Source organism: Lacisediminihabitans profunda (genome assembly GCF_008040105.1).
In the GTDB taxonomy this organism is placed as follows: domain Bacteria; phylum Actinomycetota; class Actinomycetes; order Actinomycetales; family Microbacteriaceae; genus Lacisediminihabitans; species Lacisediminihabitans profunda.
Map to the genome: position 1 here is coordinate 109,018 of NZ_VRMG01000002.1, position 16,667 is coordinate 125,684.

Consider the following 16,667-nt stretch of genomic DNA (forward strand, 5'->3'; position numbering starts at 1 on the left):
ACCCATATTACTGGCTGCCGCTGCCCACCCCGCGATCACGCTAGCGTGGGAGGCGATCATGACCACCTCGTCCGCGCCCGCCGCCCTGCTGCGCCGTCGGCGGCTCACCGTGGTGGCGGGGGTCGTCGGGGCGATCGTCATCGGCATCCTCACCGCCACCCAGTCCCGCATCAACAGCGAGCTCGGCCGCAGCCTCGGCGACGGCTATCTCGGCTCGGTGATTTCGTTCGGCTCCGGGTTCGTCATCCTGCTCGTCGCGCTGGCCGTCTGGCGGCCGGGACGCCGCGGGCTCGCGCGGGTCGCCTCTGCCGTGCGGGCGCGCACCACGCCCTGGTGGTACGTCACCGGGGGAGTCGCCGGCGGCCTGTTCGTGCTGTCCCAGGGCCTCACCGGTGCGACCCTCGGCGTCGCGCTCTTCACGGTCGCCGTCGTGTCCGGCCAGACCATCAGCGGACTCGCCATCGACCGGCGAGGAATCGGAGCCACCCCTCCCGCCGCGATCACCGTGACCCGACTCATCGGGTCCGCCCTTGCCCTCGTCGCGGTCGGCTGGGCGGTGTCGGCCCAGCTCGTCACCGACATCCCGCCGTGGATGCTGCTGCTCCCGTTCGCCGCCGGGCTCGGCATCGCCGGTCAGCAGGCGGTCAACGGACAGGTGCGCATCGTCGCGGGATCGGCGATGACGGCCACGTTCCTCAACTTCCTGGCCGGCACCACCGTGCTGCTCGCGGCCTGCGCCGTGCACGAGGCCATCGTCGGCTGGCCCGCGCACTTTCCCAGCAATCCGTGGCTCTACACCGGCGGGCTCATCGGCACGATCTTCATCGCGGGGGCGGTCGTCGTCGTGCGCACCACCGGGGTGCTGCTGCTCGGGCTGGGCTCGATCGCCGGCCAGCTCGTGATGTCCCTCGCGCTCGACGCCTTCCTGCCCATTCGCGGGCACGTGATCGAGGCGTCGACCGTGGGCGGCACCCTGCTCACCCTCGTGGCGGTGGCCATCGCGGCCGTGCCGTCCCGGCGGCTCAGAGCACGGTCAGAAACTCCTCGGGGTTGATGCGCTCGGTGCGCACGTCCCGGCCGCCATCGGCGACCCCGCCGACGTAGAGCCAGCCCAGCAGCTGCTCGTTGTCGGCGAGCCCGTGCAGTCGCCGCACCGGCTCGGAGCGGGTGAGGTGGCCCGTGCGCCACATCACGCCCCAGCCCGCCTCGGCGAGAAGCAGGCTCAGAATGTGGGCGACACCGGATGCTGCGGCCTCCTGCTCCCACTCGGCCACCTTCGGACTGGGCCGGTAGGTGACCACGATGGCGATGAGCAGCGAGGCACGCAGCGGCTTGCCGGCCAGGGTCTCCGCCGCCTTGCCCTCGGTGCCCGACGCCTCGACGAACGCGGCACCGAGCCGCCCGAGCGCGTCGCCGCGCAACTCGATCAGACGCCACGGGCGCAGGGCGCCGTGGTCCGCCACCGTGCCGGCCGCGGCCACGAGCGGAAGGAGCTCGTCGTGACCGGGCGCATCGCCGGTCACTCGCGGCCAGGAGCGGCGGCGCCCCACGGCATCCAGCGCCGTCATTCGGCGGTTACTTCTCTTCCTTGAAGCCGAGGGAGAGCGAGTTCATGCAGTACCGATCGCCCGTGGGCGTCTGGTAGGCGTCGTCGAAGAGATGCCCCAGGTGCGAGCCGCAGTTGGCGCAAAGCACCTCGGTGCGGGTCATGCCCAGGCTCGTGTCGGTGTTGAGGATCACGGCATCCGGGTTGATGGAGGCGTAGAAGCTCGGCCAACCGGATCCGGAGTCGAACTTGGTGCCGCTGGGGAACAGCTCGGCGCCACACGCGCCACAGGTGTAGACGCCCGCGCGCTTCTCATCGAGGAGAGCGCCGGACCACGGGCGCTCCGTCGCGGCTTCGCGCAGGATCGCGTAGCGGGTCGGGTCGAGTTCCTGGCGCCATTCGGCCTCCGACTTCGCCACGGGAAAGCTCGTCGGGTTGGTGTGATTGCTCATGGGATGGTTCCTTTCCGGAAAAGACCGTTCGACTCATTAAACTCGGCACCGTGCCCGAATGTTCCGTAGTCCGCAAGTCGTGGGGCGAACTCACAACTGACGAGTTGTACTCGATCCTCAAGCTCCGCACCGACGTCTTCTTCGTCGAACAGCGCATCGACGAAGAGGAGCTCGACAATCGCGACCAGGAGCCGACGACGGAGCATTTCTGGATCGCGGATGACCGGGGCGTCGCCGCCTACCTGCGGGTGCTCTGGGACGGCGAGGCCTCGCACCGGGACGCCCACCGCATCGTGGGGCGAGTGGTCGTGCGTGGCGACCGACGCGGCGAGGGGCTCGCGCAGGTTGTGTTCGCGGAGGCGGTGGAGCGGCACGGCCACGACGCCATGCTCCTGCACGCCCAGGAGTACATAGCTCCGCTCTACTCGAAGTTCGGCTTCGAACCGTTCGGCGCCGCCTACGTGGAGGCGGGCCTTCCGCACCTCTCCATGTATCGGCCGGGCGCGTGAGGGACACGGCGTGAGGGACACCGCGTCGTGGTATCGCACCTTCGGCGAGGTCGAGGCACGCGGCCAGTCCGCGATCTATGAGGAGTGGGCCCTCGCGGTGTCGGACGACGCCCCCGTGATCGCGCTGATCGACGAGCTCCCGCTGCAGAAGCGCCAACCCAACCTCGTCTTCGCCTGCTCCCGCCTGCTCGGTGCCCCCGAGGGGCCCTACCCCGGGTTCCGGGACTGGCTGGTGCGCCACTGGCCCTCCGTCGCGGCGGAGACCGAGCACCGCAGCACCCAGACGAACGAGGCCCGACGGTGCGCGAGCCTGCTCCCGGCGCTCGCGATGATCCCCGGGCCGCTCGCCCTGCTCGAGGTGGGGGCGAGTGCCGGCCTGTGCCTCTACCCGGACCGCTACAGCTACCGGTACGACGGGGGAGAGCCGCTGCATCCGTCCGACGGTCCGAGCACCGTGCTTCTCGAGTGCGCGACGAACGGGCTCGTGCCGGTGCCGACCCGGCTGCCCGAGATCGTCTGGCGCGCGGGCATCGACCTCGCGCCGCTCGACGTCTCCGACCCCGCTGACACCCTCTGGCTCGAGACCCTCGTCTGGCCGGAGCAGCACGAGCGCCGGGACCGCCTGCGCGCCGCGATCGCGATCGCGCGACTCGACCCGCCCCGCCTCGTGCGCGGCGACGCGATCGACGCCCTCCCCGCCCTCGCCGCCGAGGCGCCCGCCGGCGCGACCCTCGTCGTGGTCGCGAGCGCCGTGCTCGTCTATCTTCCGGCGGCCGAGCGGATGCGGTTCGTCGAGACCGTGCGCGGGCTCGGAGTCGACTGGGTGTCGCTCGAGGGGGTCGGCGGCCTTCCCTCGGTGCAGGCCGCCATTCCGCCGGACGGTGGGCCTCCCGGCAGGTTCGTGCTCGCGCTCAATGAGCGTCCGCTGGCCTGGACGGGGCCGCACGGGCAGAGTCTCGACTGGTTCGCGGGGGAGTCGCCCGCCGCAATCGACGCCGGGCCACCGCGCTGACAGGGTTGTCGGAGCGGCGGGTTCTAGGATTGCGGTGATCCGAGGAGTGCGAGTGGGAGCGACGGCTGAGCCTGACGACACGTCTCGGCAGAGTCCGGACTCGGCGATTCCGGAGCGAGTGCAGCGCATCCTGGAGTTCGAGCACCAGCGGTGGCGGCACGCCGGCGCGAAGGAAGAGGCGATTCGCACACAGTTTGGCCTGTCGGCGGCCCGCTACTATCAGTTACTGAACGCCGCGCTTGATGATCCAGGCTCGCTGGTGTTCGATCCAATGCTGGTCATGCGCCTGCAACGGATGAGGGACGCGCGCACGCAGGCGCGTTCGGCCCGCAGAGTGGGCGACCAGTCCGCGACGGACCACTCCTAAGCATCGGAAGAACCATGGCGACATTCCCCAAAGACCGCTTCGACAGCGTGCCAGACGATCTGTTGCGCACGGGTGCCCACCGCGGTCCCGCGCCAAAGGGCCGCGGCTGGATCGGCTTCGCCTGGGCCGCCCTCGCCACCGGGGTTCTCGTTCTCGGCGGCCTCTTCGCCATCTCGGTCATCGACGGCAAGTCGACCATCGACCTTCCCTTCCTCTCCGCGTCCGAGTCCCCGACCCCCACGCAGACACCCACGGGGACGCCGAGCGCCGCTCCGAAGCTCGACCCGGCCGTGCCCATCACCATCCTCAACGGCACCACCACGGCCGGACTCGCGAACCGGGTCGGTGACAGCCTCGTCAAGGAGGGCTGGGCCGGCGCGGCGGCGGACATCGGCAGCCGGGCGAACACGGCGAAGCCCGACGTCGTCAAGACCACCGTGTACTACACGGATCCGGCCCACGAGGGGGCGGCCCGAGCCCTCGTCGCCTCGCTCAAGATTGGCACCATCGTGCTCTCGAAGGTCTACACCGAATCGCCGATCACCGTGGTTCTCGGAAGCGACTACAAGACCCCGACCGGCTGACCCGAGGACGGCCGCTCGGGCCGGAATCGCGTCCCCGTGTTACGCGGATGTTTAATTAACGTCGTTTTGTCGGATTTGCCGGCTCATTAGCCGAATGTTCATTCCGATGGCGACGCATCGTCGTTATTATCTGGGATTGGTTGCCCCATCCCACCCGGGTGGGACCCGAATTCGGATCGCGACCCGGTGCACCGCAACATCGCAGGCGCCGTAGAGAAACACAGCAAGGAGTTATCAATGGCGAATGGAACCGTCAAGTGGTTCAACGCTGAAAAGGGCTACGGCTTCATTACGGTCGAGGGCGGCGGGCAGGACGTGTTTGTGCACTACTCCGCCATCGACATGGGCGGCTACAAGGTTCTGGAGGAGGGCCAGCAGGTGACCTTCGAGGTGGGCACCGGCAACAAGGGTCCGCAGGCGGAGTCAGTGCGCCTGGCACAGTAGGACGACACGCGCGACCCTGATCGGAGGGCGCGCCCCGGCTAACGCCGCCCGGGCAGCCGGGCGGCGTTAGTCTGTGGCCGTGGGGCACACTTCGGCGCGGACGCGCGCACGCACTCGGTCGCTGCTGGTGGTGACCCTCGCCGTCGGGCTCGTGCTCAGCACGGCGGGGTGCGCGCCGGAGAAGTCCACTCCGTCCCACGCTCCCTCCCCGAGTTTCAGCTCCGGGTACCACACGCCGCCCGCCACCGCGATCGCCCCGCTGCGCGGCACGACGGTGCCGGCAGGCTCCCTCGACCACGCATCGATTGCCGCCAAGATTGACAACCATCCGGCGGCGCGGCCGCAGGTCGGCCTCGAGAGCACCGACATCGTCTATCAGGAACTCGTGGAGGGCGGCCTCACCCGCTACGTCGCGGTGTGGCAGTCGACGATTCCCGACCTGCTCGGGCCCGTGCGGTCCATCCGTCCGATGGACCCGGACATCGTCTCGCCGCTCGGCGGCATCATCTGCTACTCGGGCGGGCAGCAGCGTTTCGTGGACCTCATGCGCAAGACGCCGGTCTACAACGCCATCCACGGCCAGCCCGACACCGCCAGCACGTTCTTCCGCACTCCGACCAGGGCGGCACCGCACAACGTGCTCGTGAAGGCCAAGGAGCTTCTCGCCCAGCACGCGAGCATCCCGGCGCCCGCGCAGCAGTTCGCCTTCTCCCTCGACGTGCCGTCGTCGACCGCGGCCAAGGACGGCGCGCGCACCGCGGCGATCAACTACGCGTTCTCCGGAGTGACGAACGGCAGCTGGACCTGGGACGCCGCCAAGGGCGCGTTTCTTCGCTCGCAGGGCAGCGGGCCCGATCTGGACGGCGCGGGCGCGCAGCTCTCGGCCACGAACGTCGTGGTGATCCGCGTCACCGTGACCGACGACCACGACGTGCCCAAGACCAACCTGATCGGTTCGGGCGAGGCGTGGATCTCGTCCGGAGGCGGCACCGTGCACGCCACGTGGTCGAAGGCATCGGCCACGGATCCGATCCGCCTGATCGACGGCACGGGGGCCACCGTACGTCTCGCCGCGGGCAATACCTGGATCGAGCTTGTTCCCTCGGCGGGATCCGTCTCGTTCGTCGCCCCCGCCTAGCCTCGCGGCCACCATCCGCTCACTTGCACTCTCAGGGTCAGAGTGCCAGAATCGTTTAGCACTCCTCTATTGCGAGTGCCAATAGCTGTTGCTTTTTTGACGTCCCGGAAGGACGAAAGACACACATGGCAAAGATCATTGCTTTTAACGAAGAGGCCCGTCGCGGCCTCGAGCGCGGCCTCAACATCCTGGCCGACGCCGTCAAGGTGACGCTTGGCCCGCGCGGCCGCAACGTCGTGCTCGAGAAGAAGTGGGGCGCACCCACCATCACGAACGACGGCGTCTCGATCGCCAAGGAGATCGAGCTCGACGACCCATACGAGAAGATCGGCGCCGAGCTGGTCAAAGAGGTCGCCAAGAAGACGGATGACGTCGCCGGCGATGGCACGACCACCTCGGTAGTGCTCGCCCAGGCCCTGGTTCGCGAAGGACTGCGCAACGTCGCGGCCGGCGCCGACCCGATCAGCCTCAAGCGTGGAATCGACAAGGCCGTCACGGCCGTCATCGCGGCGCTCGTCGCCGGCGCCAAGGAGATCGAGACCAAGGAAGAGATCGCGGCCACCGCCTCCATCTCCGCCGGGGACCCCGAGATCGGCGCCCTGATCGCCGAGGCCATCGACAAGGTGGGCAAGGAAGGCGTCGTCACCGTCGAGGAGTCGAACACCTTCGGCACCGAGCTCGAGCTCACCGAGGGCATGCGCTTCGACAAGGGTTACCTGTCGGCGTACTTCGTGACCGACCCGGAGCGCCAGGAAGCCGTCTTCGAAGACGCGTACATCCTGATCGTCAACTCCAAGGTGTCCAACATCAAGGACCTCCTGCCGATCGTCGACAAGGTGATCCAGTCGGGCAAGCAGCTCCTCATCATCGCCGAGGACGTGGATGGCGAGGCTCTCGCGACCCTCGTCGTCAACAAGATCCGTGGCATCTTCAAGTCCGTCGCCGTCAAGGCTCCGGGCTTCGGTGACCGCCGCAAGGCGCAGCTGCAGGACATCGCCATCCTCACCGGTGGACAGGTCATCTCCGAGGAGGTCGGCCTCAAGCTCGAGAACGCGACCCTCGACCTGCTCGGCCGTGCCCGCAAGGTCGTCATCACCAAGGACGAGACCACCATCGTCGAGGGTGCCGGCGACGTCGACGCCATCGCCGGTCGCGTCAAGCAGATCCGCGCCGAGATCGACAACACCGACTCCGACTACGACCGTGAGAAGCTCCAGGAGCGCCTCGCGAAGCTCGCCGGTGGCGTTGCGGTCATCAAGGCCGGAGCCGCGACCGAGGTCGAGCTCAAGGAGCGCAAGCACCGCATCGAGGACGCCGTTCGCAACGCGAAGGCCGCCGTCGAAGAGGGCATCGTCGCCGGTGGTGGCGTCGCCCTCATCCAGGCCGGTGCCGTCGCCTTCGCCACGGAGGCCCTCACCGGCCTCGTCGGTGACGAGGCGACCGGAGCGAACATCGTCAAGGTCGCCGTGGACGCGCCGCTCAAGCAGATCGCGACCAACGCGGGCCTCGAGTCCGGTGTCGTCGCCGAGAAGGTGCGCAACCTTCCTGCTGGTCACGGCCTCAACGCCGCGACCGGTGAGTACGTCGACATGCTCGCCGCCGGAATCAACGACCCGGTGAAGGTCACCCGCTCCGCGCTGCTCAACGCAGCGTCGATCGCCGGCCTGTTCCTCACCACCGAGGTCGTCGTCGCCGACAAGCCGGAGAAGGCCGCCGCACCCATGGGCGACCCGTCCGGCGGAATGGACTTCTAAGTCCGTACCAGCTGACAAGCGGGCGGTCCCTCTCACGAGGGGCCGCCCGCTTTTCGTTGCGCCGGTCTCCTGTCGCGGCAGGACGCCGTCGGTCAGCGACCGAACAGCCGGGCGTTGGAACTCTCGGCCTCCGCGTACTGTTGCCCCGCCTGCCCGAGCGCGTGGCTGAGCGCGGCGAGGCTCTCCTCGATGCGCTGCTGGGTCGACTTCCACTCGGTCACGGCCGACTGGAAGGCCATCGCCGCCTGCCCCGACCACGACCCCTGCAGGTTGGTGAGCTGGCTGTGCAGGCCGTTCACCTCGGCCTGGATGTGGGCGATGCTGTTGCGAACGGTCGCCGTCGCGCCGATCACGGCCTCGCTGTCTACCTGGTAGCGCACGTGGTGCCTCCCGATCTCGATTGCCGGGCTCCTCCCGGTCGATCGAACGGTACGGGGTCGGGCAGCGCGGTGGTCGCGCTTACGAGGCTGAGGGGGCTGCCGGGGCCGAGTAGTCGTCGGGGAGGAGGGGAAGGATGATGCGGAACGTGGCGCCGCCACCCGGAGTCTCGAGCACGAGCACCTTGCCCTTGTGCGAGGCGATGATGCCGGACACGATGGCGAGCCCCAGGCCGCTGCCGCCGGTCTCGCGGGTGCGCGACGTGTCCGCGCGCCAGAACCGCTGGAAGATCTTTTCGCGGATCTGCGGCGGGATGCCCTCGCCGTGGTCCACGACGTCGAGGATGCCCACCCGCTGTTGCGGGTCGACGTGAACCACGATCTCGAGGGGGCTGCCGGCCGGGGTGAAGCGCATGGCGTTGCCGATGAGGTTGGTCACCACCTGGCGGATCTTGTTCTCCTCGGCGAGCACGACGGCCGGGGCGGAGCGCACGGTTGCCTGGTGCACCTCGGTGGGGGTGGCCGCGCGCTGGGTGCCCGCCCGGCCGGGGCGTCGGCGAAGACGCGCGAGCTGGGCCCCGGCGAAGGCGATGGGGCCCGTCGCTCCGATGGGTCCCGTCGCGCCGACCGGCACGCCCGCCTTCTGCTCCTCCTCGCGCTCCACCTCGGCAGGCGGTGCGTCGGAGACGATCACTGTCACCTCGCGGTCGGGAGCCGAGGCCATCGCATCGAGGGCCGCGTCGTGCGCGATCGGGACGAGGTCCACCGGCCCGAGCTTGAGCGGCTTGGCCTCGTCGATCCTGGCCAGCTCGAGTAGGTCTTCGACGAGGCCACCCATGCGGATCGCCTCTTTCTCGATGCGCTCCATCGCCTGGGCGACATCCTCCGGCTTCTGCAGGGCACCCATGCGGTACAGCTCGGCGTAGCCGCGCACCGAGACGAGGGGGGTGCGCAGCTCGTGGCTGGCGTCGCCGACGAAACGGCGCATCTGGTCGATCGTGCGCGCGCGGTCGGCGAAGGCACGGTCGATGCGGCTGAGCATGGTGTTGAGCGAACGGTTGAGCCGACCCACCTCGGTGTTGGGGGTGGCGCCTGGGAGCCGTTGGCTGAAGTCGCCGTCGGCGATCGCCGCGGCGGTCGCCTCCACCTCGCGCAGGGGCGCGAAGGTGGAGGTGACGAGCAGTCGGGTGAGCGCGGCGCTCAGCACGATCACGGAGATCGCGAAGCCGAGGAAGATGGCGAGGAACCGCCCGATGATGTCGTTGTTGTTGTCGAGGCTCTGGCCCACGATCAGGGTGAGGAACGCCCCGGTCTTGGGCACGTTCACCGGGATCGCCACGAGCCGCCACTGGCTCGTGTGATCGGAATCCCAGACCGTGAAGGGGGCGCCGGCCATGCGCACCACTCTGCTGAGCGAGAGGTCGCCCACGTTGGGCTTGTCGTCGGAGGTCTTCTTGTTGCTGCAGAGGAACTCGCCGTCAGGGCCGAGCACCGCGAAGTAGTAGTTGTTGGGGCCGGCCGTCTGCTCGCAGGTTGATGAGCCGGTTCCGGAGATCGACGTCACGCTCTGGGCCGAGGTGACGATGCGCTTGTCCACGTCGTCGAGCAGGTAGTTGCGCAGCACCGTCATCGTGCCCACCCCGGCGACGAGAAGCCCGAGGGTCACGAGCAACACGGTCACACCCGTGATCTTGGTGCGGAGGGAGACGGAGCTCCACCAGCCGGTGACTTGATCCTGCATCAGAAGGCTAGGTTACGGCCAGAAACTGGCCGCGCCCTGTACCCCGTCAGACTCTGGCTGCCTTGAGCATGTATCCGAAGCCGCGCTTGGTCTGGATTACCGGCTCCTCCGAGTACTGGTCGAGCTTGCGGCGCAGGTAGGAGATGTAGCTCTCCACGATGCCGGCGTCGCCGTTGAAGTCGTACTCCCAGACGTGGTCGAGAATCTGCGCCTTGGAGAGCACGCGGTTGGGATTGAGCATGAGGTAGCGCAGGAGTTTGAACTCGGTGGGGCTCAACTCGATCTGCTCGCTGCCGATCGTCACCTCGTGCGTGTCCTGGTCCATGGTGAGCTCACCGGCGCGGATCACGGCATCCTCTTCGTCGGCCATCGTGCGCCGCAGAATCGCCTTGATGCGTGCCACGATCTCGTCGAGGCTGAAGGGCTTGGTGACGTAGTCGTCGCCGCCGACGGTGAGGCCGGTGATCTTGTCCTCGGTGTCGTCCTTTGCCGTGAGGAACAGGATGGGGGAGGTGTAGCCGCTCGATCGGAGCCGCTTCGTCACTCCGAACCCGTTCATGTCCGGCAGCATGACGTCGAGGATGATCAGGTCGGGCTCCTCCTCCAGCACGGCGGAGATGGCTTGCGCGCCATTGCCGACCGCGCGCACCGCGAAGCCGGCGAATCGCAGGCTCGTGGTGAGAAGGTCGCGGATGTTGGGTTCGTCATCGACAATGAGAATTTTCGGGCCGTCGCTCATGGCACCAGTATCTGCGCATTGGCTGGGTGAACCCTGAGTGTTTTTAGCGGGGTTTCTTTACTAGGATTTCGCCCGGCCGCGGGCCGCGATGTGCACGCAGCACCGGCCATCGGCCGGGGAGAAGCGGATGTCGTGCTCGACGTCGCCGACGCCCTCCGCGACGCCCTTGAGCAGTCCCAGGTTCGCGTGGCAGATCACCTCGGTGTGGCTCGTGGCCAGTTGGTGGAACGGGCAGTTGATCAGCAGCATTCCCCCGGCGCCATCGTCGGTCGGCTCGTAGCCGGTGTCGTCGAGCGCTGCCTCGAGTGATCCGGCCCGGAGGCCGAGTTCGCGTCCCGCCTCGACCGCCACGCGGGTGAGCGCCTCTCGCACCGGCTCGCCGCTGCGGTCCGCCTGGTCGATCGCTGCCGCCAACAGTTCGCCGGCGAGTTCGTAGTCCCGGTCGGGCACCGAGGCGCTCAGCTCAGCGGAGACCGGGTGATACAGCTTCGACGGTCGGCCGGATCCCGGCCCGGTCTTGCCTCCCACCCGTTTGAACTCCACCGCGAGGGCTCCCTCCTCCACCAGGCGATCGAGGTGAAAGGCGGCAGTGCTGCGAGGCATGCCGGCGGCGGCGGCGGCGTCATCGCGGCTGACCGGCGCGTCACTGCGCCGGACGAAGTCGAAGAGGGCTCGCCGCGGGGGGTCGCTCACCGCGGCAAGGGCGGAGAGCCGGGCCGTCATCCGTTCGTTCACGTTCCCACCCTAACTCTAAAAAGAAAGATCTTGACAAAAGAATCGAGAGGCTTCTAAAGTCAGGAAAAGACGTTTTGGAAGGAACGATCATGATCAACTCAATGCCGAGTGTCACCGTCGCCGAGCGCGGTCGGCTGCGCCGGAATCCGCAATGGCAGGCGTTCGTCCTGCTGCGCACCGCCTTCACCGTGGCGCCGATAGTGTTCGGGCTCGACAAGTTCTTCAACCTGCTGACGAACTGGCCGCGATACCTGGCGCCCATCGTCACCGATGTGTTGCCGCTCACCGCCCAGCAGTTCATGTACGCGGTGGGGGTGGTCGAGATCGTCGCCGGGCTCGCCGTCCTGTTCGCGCCGCGAGTCGGATCGCTGATCGTCGCAGCCTGGCTTCTGGGCATCATCGTGAACCTCCTGCTCGTTCCCGGCTTTTTCGACGTGGCCCTCAGAGACTTCGGGCTATTGCTCGCCGCTCTCGCGCTAAATCGATTGGCCGTCTCCCGCGCCGCGGCGGCACATCCGGAATAAGGTCGAACTGAGCTGAACCGACCTGAACCGAATCGAGAGCCGGACATGACCAGTCAAGAGAACTTCATCATCGTCGGCGGCGGGCTGGCCGGGGCGTCGGCCGCCGAGGCTCTGCGCGCGGGGGGATTCGAGGGGCGCATCCGCCTCTTCGCCGGCGAACGACACCATCCGTACATCCGCCCGCCGCTCTCCAAGGACTACCTCAGTGGCAAGGACGCGATCGACACGGTCTTCGTGCATCCCCACGACTGGTATGACGAGCATGGCGTGGAGGTCGGCACGGGCAGCGTCGTCGCCTCCCTCGACCCTGCCGCCCGCAACCTGACGCTTGCCGACGGCGAGCGGGTCGGCTACGACGCCCTGCTGCTCGCGACCGGATCCACGCCTCGACGCCTCTCGATCGCCGGGGCCGATCTCGACGGCGTGCACTACCTGCGCACGATCGACGACTCGGAGGCCCTGCGCGCCGAGCTGAAGGACGGCGGGAAGCGGCTCGTGCTGATCGGCTCCGGCTGGATCGGCATGGAGGTGGCGGCGACCGCCCGCACCCTGGGAAACGACGTGACGATCCTGGAACGGGAGGCGATCCCGCTTTCGGCCGCGCTCGGCGACGAGCTGGGCACGATGTTCGCCGAATTGCACCTCGAGCACGGCGTCGTGCTGCGCCGGCGGGTGGTGGTGGACTCCATCGTCGGAGCGGGCGGCCGTGTCACCGCGGTCGTGCTCGCCGGCGGCGAGAGCATCGCCGCCGACCTCGTTCTGGTCGGGATCGGGGCGGTGCCGAACGTGGAACTGGCGACGGCCGCCGGCCTCGAGACCGACAACGGGGTGCTGACGGATGCGGCGCTCCGCACGAGCGACGAGCGCATCTTCGCCGCGGGAGACGTGGCCAACGCGTTCCACCCCGTGATCGGCCAGCGGCTGCGCAGCGAGCACTGGGCGAACGCGCTCGGCAGCGGGGCCGCCGCGGGGCGGTCGATGCTCGGCCAGTCCGTGTCGTACGACGACATCCCCTACTTCTACACCGACCAGTTCGACCTCGGAATGGAGTACTCCGGCTACGGGCCGCTCACGAAGGGAGCCACCGTCGTCTACCGCGGAGATCGGGCCAAGCGGGAGTTCATCGCCTTCTGGGTCGCCGACGGCAGGGTCGTGGCCGGCATGAACGTGAACGTCTGGGGCGTGAACGAGGCCGTGCAGGGGATAATCCGGCGCGCGAATGCGGTCGACCCGGCGAGGCTCGCCGACGAGTCGGTCGCGCTCGAGAGCCTCTAGCGTGCGGCGCACCCTCGGCACGCGCTCGTTCGACTTCGACCGGCAGGTCGCTGTCATGGGGATCGTCAACCGCACCCCGGACTCGTTCTACGATCGGGGCGCGACCTTCGCCCTCGACCGCGCCGTGGAGGCGGCGCTCGCCGCGGCCTCCGATGGCGCGGACCTCGTGGACATCGGCGGCGTGCCGTTCGGTCGGGGACCGGTGGTGACCCTGGAAGAGGAGATCGAGCGGGTCGTTCCCGTCGTGGCCGCCATCCGCTCGGCCTCGGACGTGGTGATCTCGGTCGACACCTTCAACGCGGAGGTGGCGCGGCTCAGCATCCAGGCGGGCGCCGGCGTGATCAACGACACGAGCGGGCTGTACGACCCGCGGATGACCGGAGTGATCGCCGCTAGTGAGGCGACCCTCGTGCTCACCCACAGCCTCGCCCCGCCGCGCAGCGAGCCCCCGCGACCCGAGTACGGCGACGTGATCGCCGAGGTGATCGAGTTTCTTCGCGATCGGGTCGAACGCGCCGTGGAATCCGGCATTCCCCTCGAGAGGCTCATCATCGACCCGGGACACGACCTCAACAAGAACACCGTGCACTCCCTCGAGCTCACCCGGCGGCTCGAGGAGATCGTGGCGATCGGCCTGCCGACCCTCGTGGCCGTGTCGAACAAGGACTTCATCGGCGAGACCCTGGACCGGGAGAAGGACGGTCGGCTCGAGGGCTCGATCGCCGCCGCGGTGATCTGCATCATGAAGGGGGCGAGGATCGTGCGCATGCACAACGTGCCGGCAACCGTGGCGGCGGTGCGGATGACCGAGGCCGTGCTCGGGCTGCGCGAGCCGGCCTACCTGCGCCATAACATGGGCTGACCATGACTCGAATCGACAGGCTGCTGCCTCTGCCCGCCGCCGAGATGGGCGACGATGACCTCCTCGAGGCATTCGGGGCCACCCCGGAACGCTGGCTGCGCGTCAACTTCGTCTCTAGCGTCGATGGCGCGGCCACGGCCGGAGGGCTCTCCGGCGGCCTGTCGGGAGCCGCGGACAAGAGGGTGTTCGAACTGCTGCGGCGGCTGGCCGACGTGGTTCTCGTGGGGGCGGGAACCGTGCGCGCCGAGGGTTACGGGCCGATGCTGGTGAGCGCCGAGTCCGCCGCCTGGCGCACGGAACGGGGGCGGCCGGCGCATCCGGTCTTCGCGATCGTCTCCGGCGGCCTCGATCTGGACCCCGCCTCGACGATCTTCACGGCGGCGCCCGTGCGCCCGATCGTGCTGACGACCGAGCGCTCCACCGCCGAGCAGCGGGCGCGCTTCGAGCCCGTCGCCGATGTGGTGGTGGCCGGAGAGCGAACGGTGGATGTCGTGGCGATGGTCTCCCAGCTGGCCGATCGGGGCCTCGGGAGGGTGCTGAACGAGGGCGGGCCGTCGCTGTTCGGGGCGCTGCTCGCGGCCGACCGGGTGGACGAACTGTGCCTCACCGTGAGTCCGCTGCTCGTGGCCGGCGACTCCGGCCGAATTGCGCGGGGGCCGCTCGACGCCGCTCGCGACCTCCGGCTCGCTCAGGTGCTGCACTCGGAGGGCGCGCTGCTGCTGCGGTACCTGCGCCAGCGCTGAGGCGTCAGGCGGCGAGGTTGTCGCTGTCCAGGATCGTGTAACTGTAACCCTGCTCGGCGAGGAAGCGCTGCCGGTTCTGGGCGAAATCCTGGTCGACGGTGTCGCGGGCCACGAGGGTGTAAAAGTTGGCCGGCAGGCCGGACTCCTTGGGGCGCAGCAGCCGGCCGAGGCGCTGGGCCTCCTCCTGCCGGGATCCGAACGATCCGGAGACCTGGATGGCGACAGTGGCCTCCGGCAGGTCCACCGAGAAGTTGGCGACCTTCGACACCACGAGAATCTTCGTGACGCCGTCGCGGAACTCCTGGTACAGACGCTCGCGTTCCTCGATCGGGGTCGAGCCGGTGAGCTTGGGCGCACCCAGCGCCTCGGCGAGCATGTCGATCTGGTCGAGGTACTGGCCGATCACGAGAATGCGCTCGCCCTCGTGCTTCTTCACCAGCTCCTTCACCACCGAGAGCTTCGCGGGGGCGGTCGCCGCGAGCCGGTACCGCTCGTCGTCCGCGGAAGCCGCGTACTCGAGCCTCTCCTGCTGCGGCAGGTCGATCCGCACCTCGAAGCAGGAGGCGGGGGAGATGAAGCCTTGGGCCTCGATCTCCTTCCAGGGGGCATCGAATCGCTTGGGCCCGATCAGGCTGAAGACATCGCCCTCGCGGCCATCCTCGCGCACCAGCGTGGCGGTGAGGCCCAGCCGACGGCGGGCCTGCAACTCGGCGGTGAGCTTGAAGACGGGCGCGGGAAGCAGGTGCACCTCGTCGTAGATCACGAGACCCCAGTCGAGGGCGTTCAGCAGCGCGAGATGGGCGTATTCGCCCTTCCGCTTGGCGGTGAGGATCTGGTACGTGGCGATCGTCACCGGCTTCACCTCCTTCACCTGGCCGGAGTACTCGCCGATCTCGTCCTCGGTGAGGCTTGTGCGCCGCAGCAGCTCGCTGCGCCACTGCCGGGCGGAGACGGTGTTGGTGACGAGGATGAGCGTGGTGGTCTTCACGGTTGCCATCGCCCCGGCGCCCACGAGGGTCTTGCCCGCCCCGCAGGGCAGCACGACGACACCGGAGCCTCCGTCGACGAAGCTCGACACGGCCTGGTTCTGGTATTCGCGCAGCGACCACTCCCTCTCGTCGAGGGCGATCTCGTGCGGGGTGCCCGGCGTGTAGCCGGCGAGGTCCTCGGCCGGCCAGCCGAGCTTCACGAGTTCCTGCTTCACCTGTCCGCGCGCCCAGGCCTGGATCTCGTACCGGTCTATCGCCGGTCCGCGTCCCTTCTGGTCGTCCGGCAGGAACAGCAGAGGGGCGATCCGCTTGGCCCGCACGATCTCGCTCAGCACCGCGGCATCCGTCGACCGCAGGATGAGGGTGCCGGTGTCGTCGCGCTCGATCACGAGCCGGCCGTAGCGGCCCACCGTCTCGCCGATGTCCACGATCACGCTCTGCGGAATGTCGAACTTGGAGTACTTCTCGAGCGTCGCCAGCATGTTCTCGGCGGTGTGGCCGGCCGCGCGGGCGTTCCACAGGCCGAGTCGCGTGATGCGGTAGGTGTGGATGTGCTCGGGCGCGCGTTCGAGTTCGGCGAACACCGCGAGGTCGTGTCTGGCGTCCTCGGCGTCGGGGTGCGCGACCTCCAGGAGAACGGTTCGGTCGCTCTGCACGATCAGGGGACCCGCTGCCGTATTCACCCGACAAGCCTAGGTCACGGTGCTGGCAGTGCGGACGGCCCGGCTGAGCGCGACCGGCCGATGCACCCTGGTCTCACCTGCCCTCCGCCCTCACCTGCCCTCACTCACCCACTCACCCACTCACCCGCCCTCCCTCACTCACCCACTCACCCGCCCTCCCTCACTCACCCTCCGCCCTCACCCGCCCTCACCC

General features: G+C 68.7%; 19 protein-coding genes. 12 read left to right on the forward strand and 7 right to left on the reverse strand.

Annotated features, from left to right (window positions below):
* Positions 1 to 58 precede the first annotated feature (58 nt).
* The gene (locus FVP33_RS01130) at positions 59 to 1,054 is read left to right on the forward strand and encodes a DMT family transporter (protein ID WP_147781801.1); all 996 of its coding nucleotides are present in this window, start codon (positions 59 to 61) and stop codon (positions 1,052 to 1,054) included.
* On the opposite strand, the gene FVP33_RS01135 is transcribed toward FVP33_RS01130, so the two are convergent.
* Both FVP33_RS01135 and msrB read right to left on the reverse strand, forming a co-directional pair.
* Entirely contained in the window at positions 1,023 to 1,568 is a 546-nt protein-coding gene (locus tag FVP33_RS01135) for a nitroreductase family protein (RefSeq protein ID WP_147781802.1), read from the reverse strand. The two genes, FVP33_RS01130 and FVP33_RS01135, sit on opposite strands and share 32 nt — an antisense overlap.
* A 7-nt stretch (positions 1,569 to 1,575) precedes the next feature.
* Positions 1,576 to 1,998 (reverse strand): peptide-methionine (R)-S-oxide reductase MsrB, encoded by a 423-nt coding sequence (msrB, locus tag FVP33_RS01140; RefSeq protein ID WP_147781803.1) that lies wholly within the window; start codon positions 1,996 to 1,998, stop codon positions 1,576 to 1,578.
* A 50-nt stretch (positions 1,999 to 2,048) separates the two neighbouring features.
* On the opposite strand from msrB, the gene FVP33_RS01145 reads away from it, so the two are divergent.
* The 7 genes from FVP33_RS01145 to groL all read left to right on the forward strand — a co-directional run bounded on the left by FVP33_RS01145 (position 2,049) and on the right by groL (position 7,806).
* Complete coding sequence (locus FVP33_RS01145; RefSeq protein ID WP_147781804.1) at positions 2,049 to 2,507, forward strand: GNAT family N-acetyltransferase; 459 nt, start codon at positions 2,049 to 2,051, stop codon at positions 2,505 to 2,507.
* Positions 2,508 to 2,517: 10 nt separating this feature from the next.
* Positions 2,518 to 3,519 carry a DUF2332 domain-containing protein gene (locus tag FVP33_RS01150; protein ID WP_147781805.1) on the forward strand — a complete coding sequence of 334 codons (1,002 nt, stop codon included), beginning with the start codon at positions 2,518 to 2,520 and terminating at the stop codon, positions 3,517 to 3,519.
* Between the two features lie 52 nt (positions 3,520 to 3,571).
* Positions 3,572 to 3,886: a DUF3263 domain-containing protein gene (locus tag FVP33_RS01155; RefSeq protein ID WP_246142103.1), complete on the forward strand. Its 315-nt coding sequence runs from the start codon at positions 3,572 to 3,574 to the stop codon at positions 3,884 to 3,886.
* Positions 3,887 to 3,900: 14 nt separating this feature from the next.
* Complete coding sequence (locus FVP33_RS01160) at positions 3,901 to 4,470, forward strand: LytR C-terminal domain-containing protein (protein WP_147781807.1); 570 nt, start codon at positions 3,901 to 3,903, stop codon at positions 4,468 to 4,470.
* 237 nt (positions 4,471 to 4,707) lie between these two features.
* Entirely contained in the window at positions 4,708 to 4,914 is a 207-nt protein-coding gene (locus FVP33_RS01165) for a cold-shock protein (RefSeq protein ID WP_147781808.1), read from the forward strand.
* 79 nt (positions 4,915 to 4,993) lie between these two features.
* On the forward strand, positions 4,994 to 6,052 hold the full coding sequence (locus tag FVP33_RS01170) for a DUF3048 domain-containing protein (RefSeq protein WP_187270526.1): 1,059 nt from the start codon (positions 4,994 to 4,996) through the stop codon (positions 6,050 to 6,052).
* A gap of 125 nt (positions 6,053 to 6,177) precedes the next feature.
* Positions 6,178 to 7,806, forward strand: coding sequence for a chaperonin GroEL (gene groL, locus FVP33_RS01175; protein WP_147781810.1), 1,629 nt, complete (start codon positions 6,178 to 6,180; stop codon positions 7,804 to 7,806).
* A gap of 92 nt (positions 7,807 to 7,898) precedes the next feature.
* On the opposite strand, the gene FVP33_RS01180 is transcribed toward groL, so the two are convergent.
* From FVP33_RS01180 to FVP33_RS01195, 4 genes are all read right to left on the reverse strand, one after another.
* The gene (locus FVP33_RS01180) at positions 7,899 to 8,186 is read right to left on the reverse strand and encodes a WXG100 family type VII secretion target (protein ID WP_147781811.1); all 288 of its coding nucleotides are present in this window, start codon (positions 8,184 to 8,186) and stop codon (positions 7,899 to 7,901) included.
* A 79-nt stretch (positions 8,187 to 8,265) separates the two neighbouring features.
* On the reverse strand, positions 8,266 to 9,924 hold the full coding sequence (locus FVP33_RS01185; protein ID WP_147781812.1) for a sensor histidine kinase: 1,659 nt from the start codon (positions 9,922 to 9,924) through the stop codon (positions 8,266 to 8,268).
* 46 nt (positions 9,925 to 9,970) lie between these two features.
* Entirely contained in the window at positions 9,971 to 10,663 is a 693-nt protein-coding gene (locus FVP33_RS01190; protein ID WP_147781813.1) for a response regulator transcription factor, read from the reverse strand.
* Positions 10,664 to 10,723: 60 nt separating this feature from the next.
* Positions 10,724 to 11,398 (reverse strand): helix-turn-helix transcriptional regulator, encoded by a 675-nt coding sequence (locus FVP33_RS01195; RefSeq protein ID WP_147781814.1) that lies wholly within the window; start codon positions 11,396 to 11,398, stop codon positions 10,724 to 10,726.
* Between the two features lie 89 nt (positions 11,399 to 11,487).
* Here FVP33_RS01195 and FVP33_RS01200 point away from each other — a divergent pair, with 89 nt between their 5' ends.
* Genes FVP33_RS01200 through FVP33_RS01215 form a run of 4 tightly spaced genes read left to right on the forward strand, consistent with a single transcriptional unit; the run spans position 11,488 to position 14,802 of the window.
* Positions 11,488 to 11,922 (forward strand): hypothetical protein, encoded by a 435-nt coding sequence (locus FVP33_RS01200; RefSeq protein WP_425460919.1) that lies wholly within the window; start codon positions 11,488 to 11,490, stop codon positions 11,920 to 11,922.
* A gap of 45 nt (positions 11,923 to 11,967) precedes the next feature.
* Complete coding sequence (locus FVP33_RS01205) at positions 11,968 to 13,197, forward strand: NAD(P)/FAD-dependent oxidoreductase (protein ID WP_147781815.1); 1,230 nt, start codon at positions 11,968 to 11,970, stop codon at positions 13,195 to 13,197.
* Positions 13,198 to 13,252: 55 nt separating this feature from the next.
* The gene (gene folP, locus FVP33_RS01210) at positions 13,253 to 14,059 is read left to right on the forward strand and encodes a dihydropteroate synthase (RefSeq protein WP_246142109.1); all 807 of its coding nucleotides are present in this window, start codon (positions 13,253 to 13,255) and stop codon (positions 14,057 to 14,059) included.
* 2 nt (positions 14,060 to 14,061) lie between these two features.
* Complete coding sequence (locus FVP33_RS01215; protein ID WP_246142104.1) at positions 14,062 to 14,802, forward strand: pyrimidine reductase family protein; 741 nt, start codon at positions 14,062 to 14,064, stop codon at positions 14,800 to 14,802.
* Between the two features lie 4 nt (positions 14,803 to 14,806).
* On the opposite strand, the gene FVP33_RS01220 is transcribed toward FVP33_RS01215, so the two are convergent.
* Complete coding sequence (locus FVP33_RS01220) at positions 14,807 to 16,474, reverse strand: DNA repair helicase XPB (protein ID WP_147781818.1); 1,668 nt, start codon at positions 16,472 to 16,474, stop codon at positions 14,807 to 14,809.
* Positions 16,475 to 16,667 lie beyond the last annotated feature (193 nt).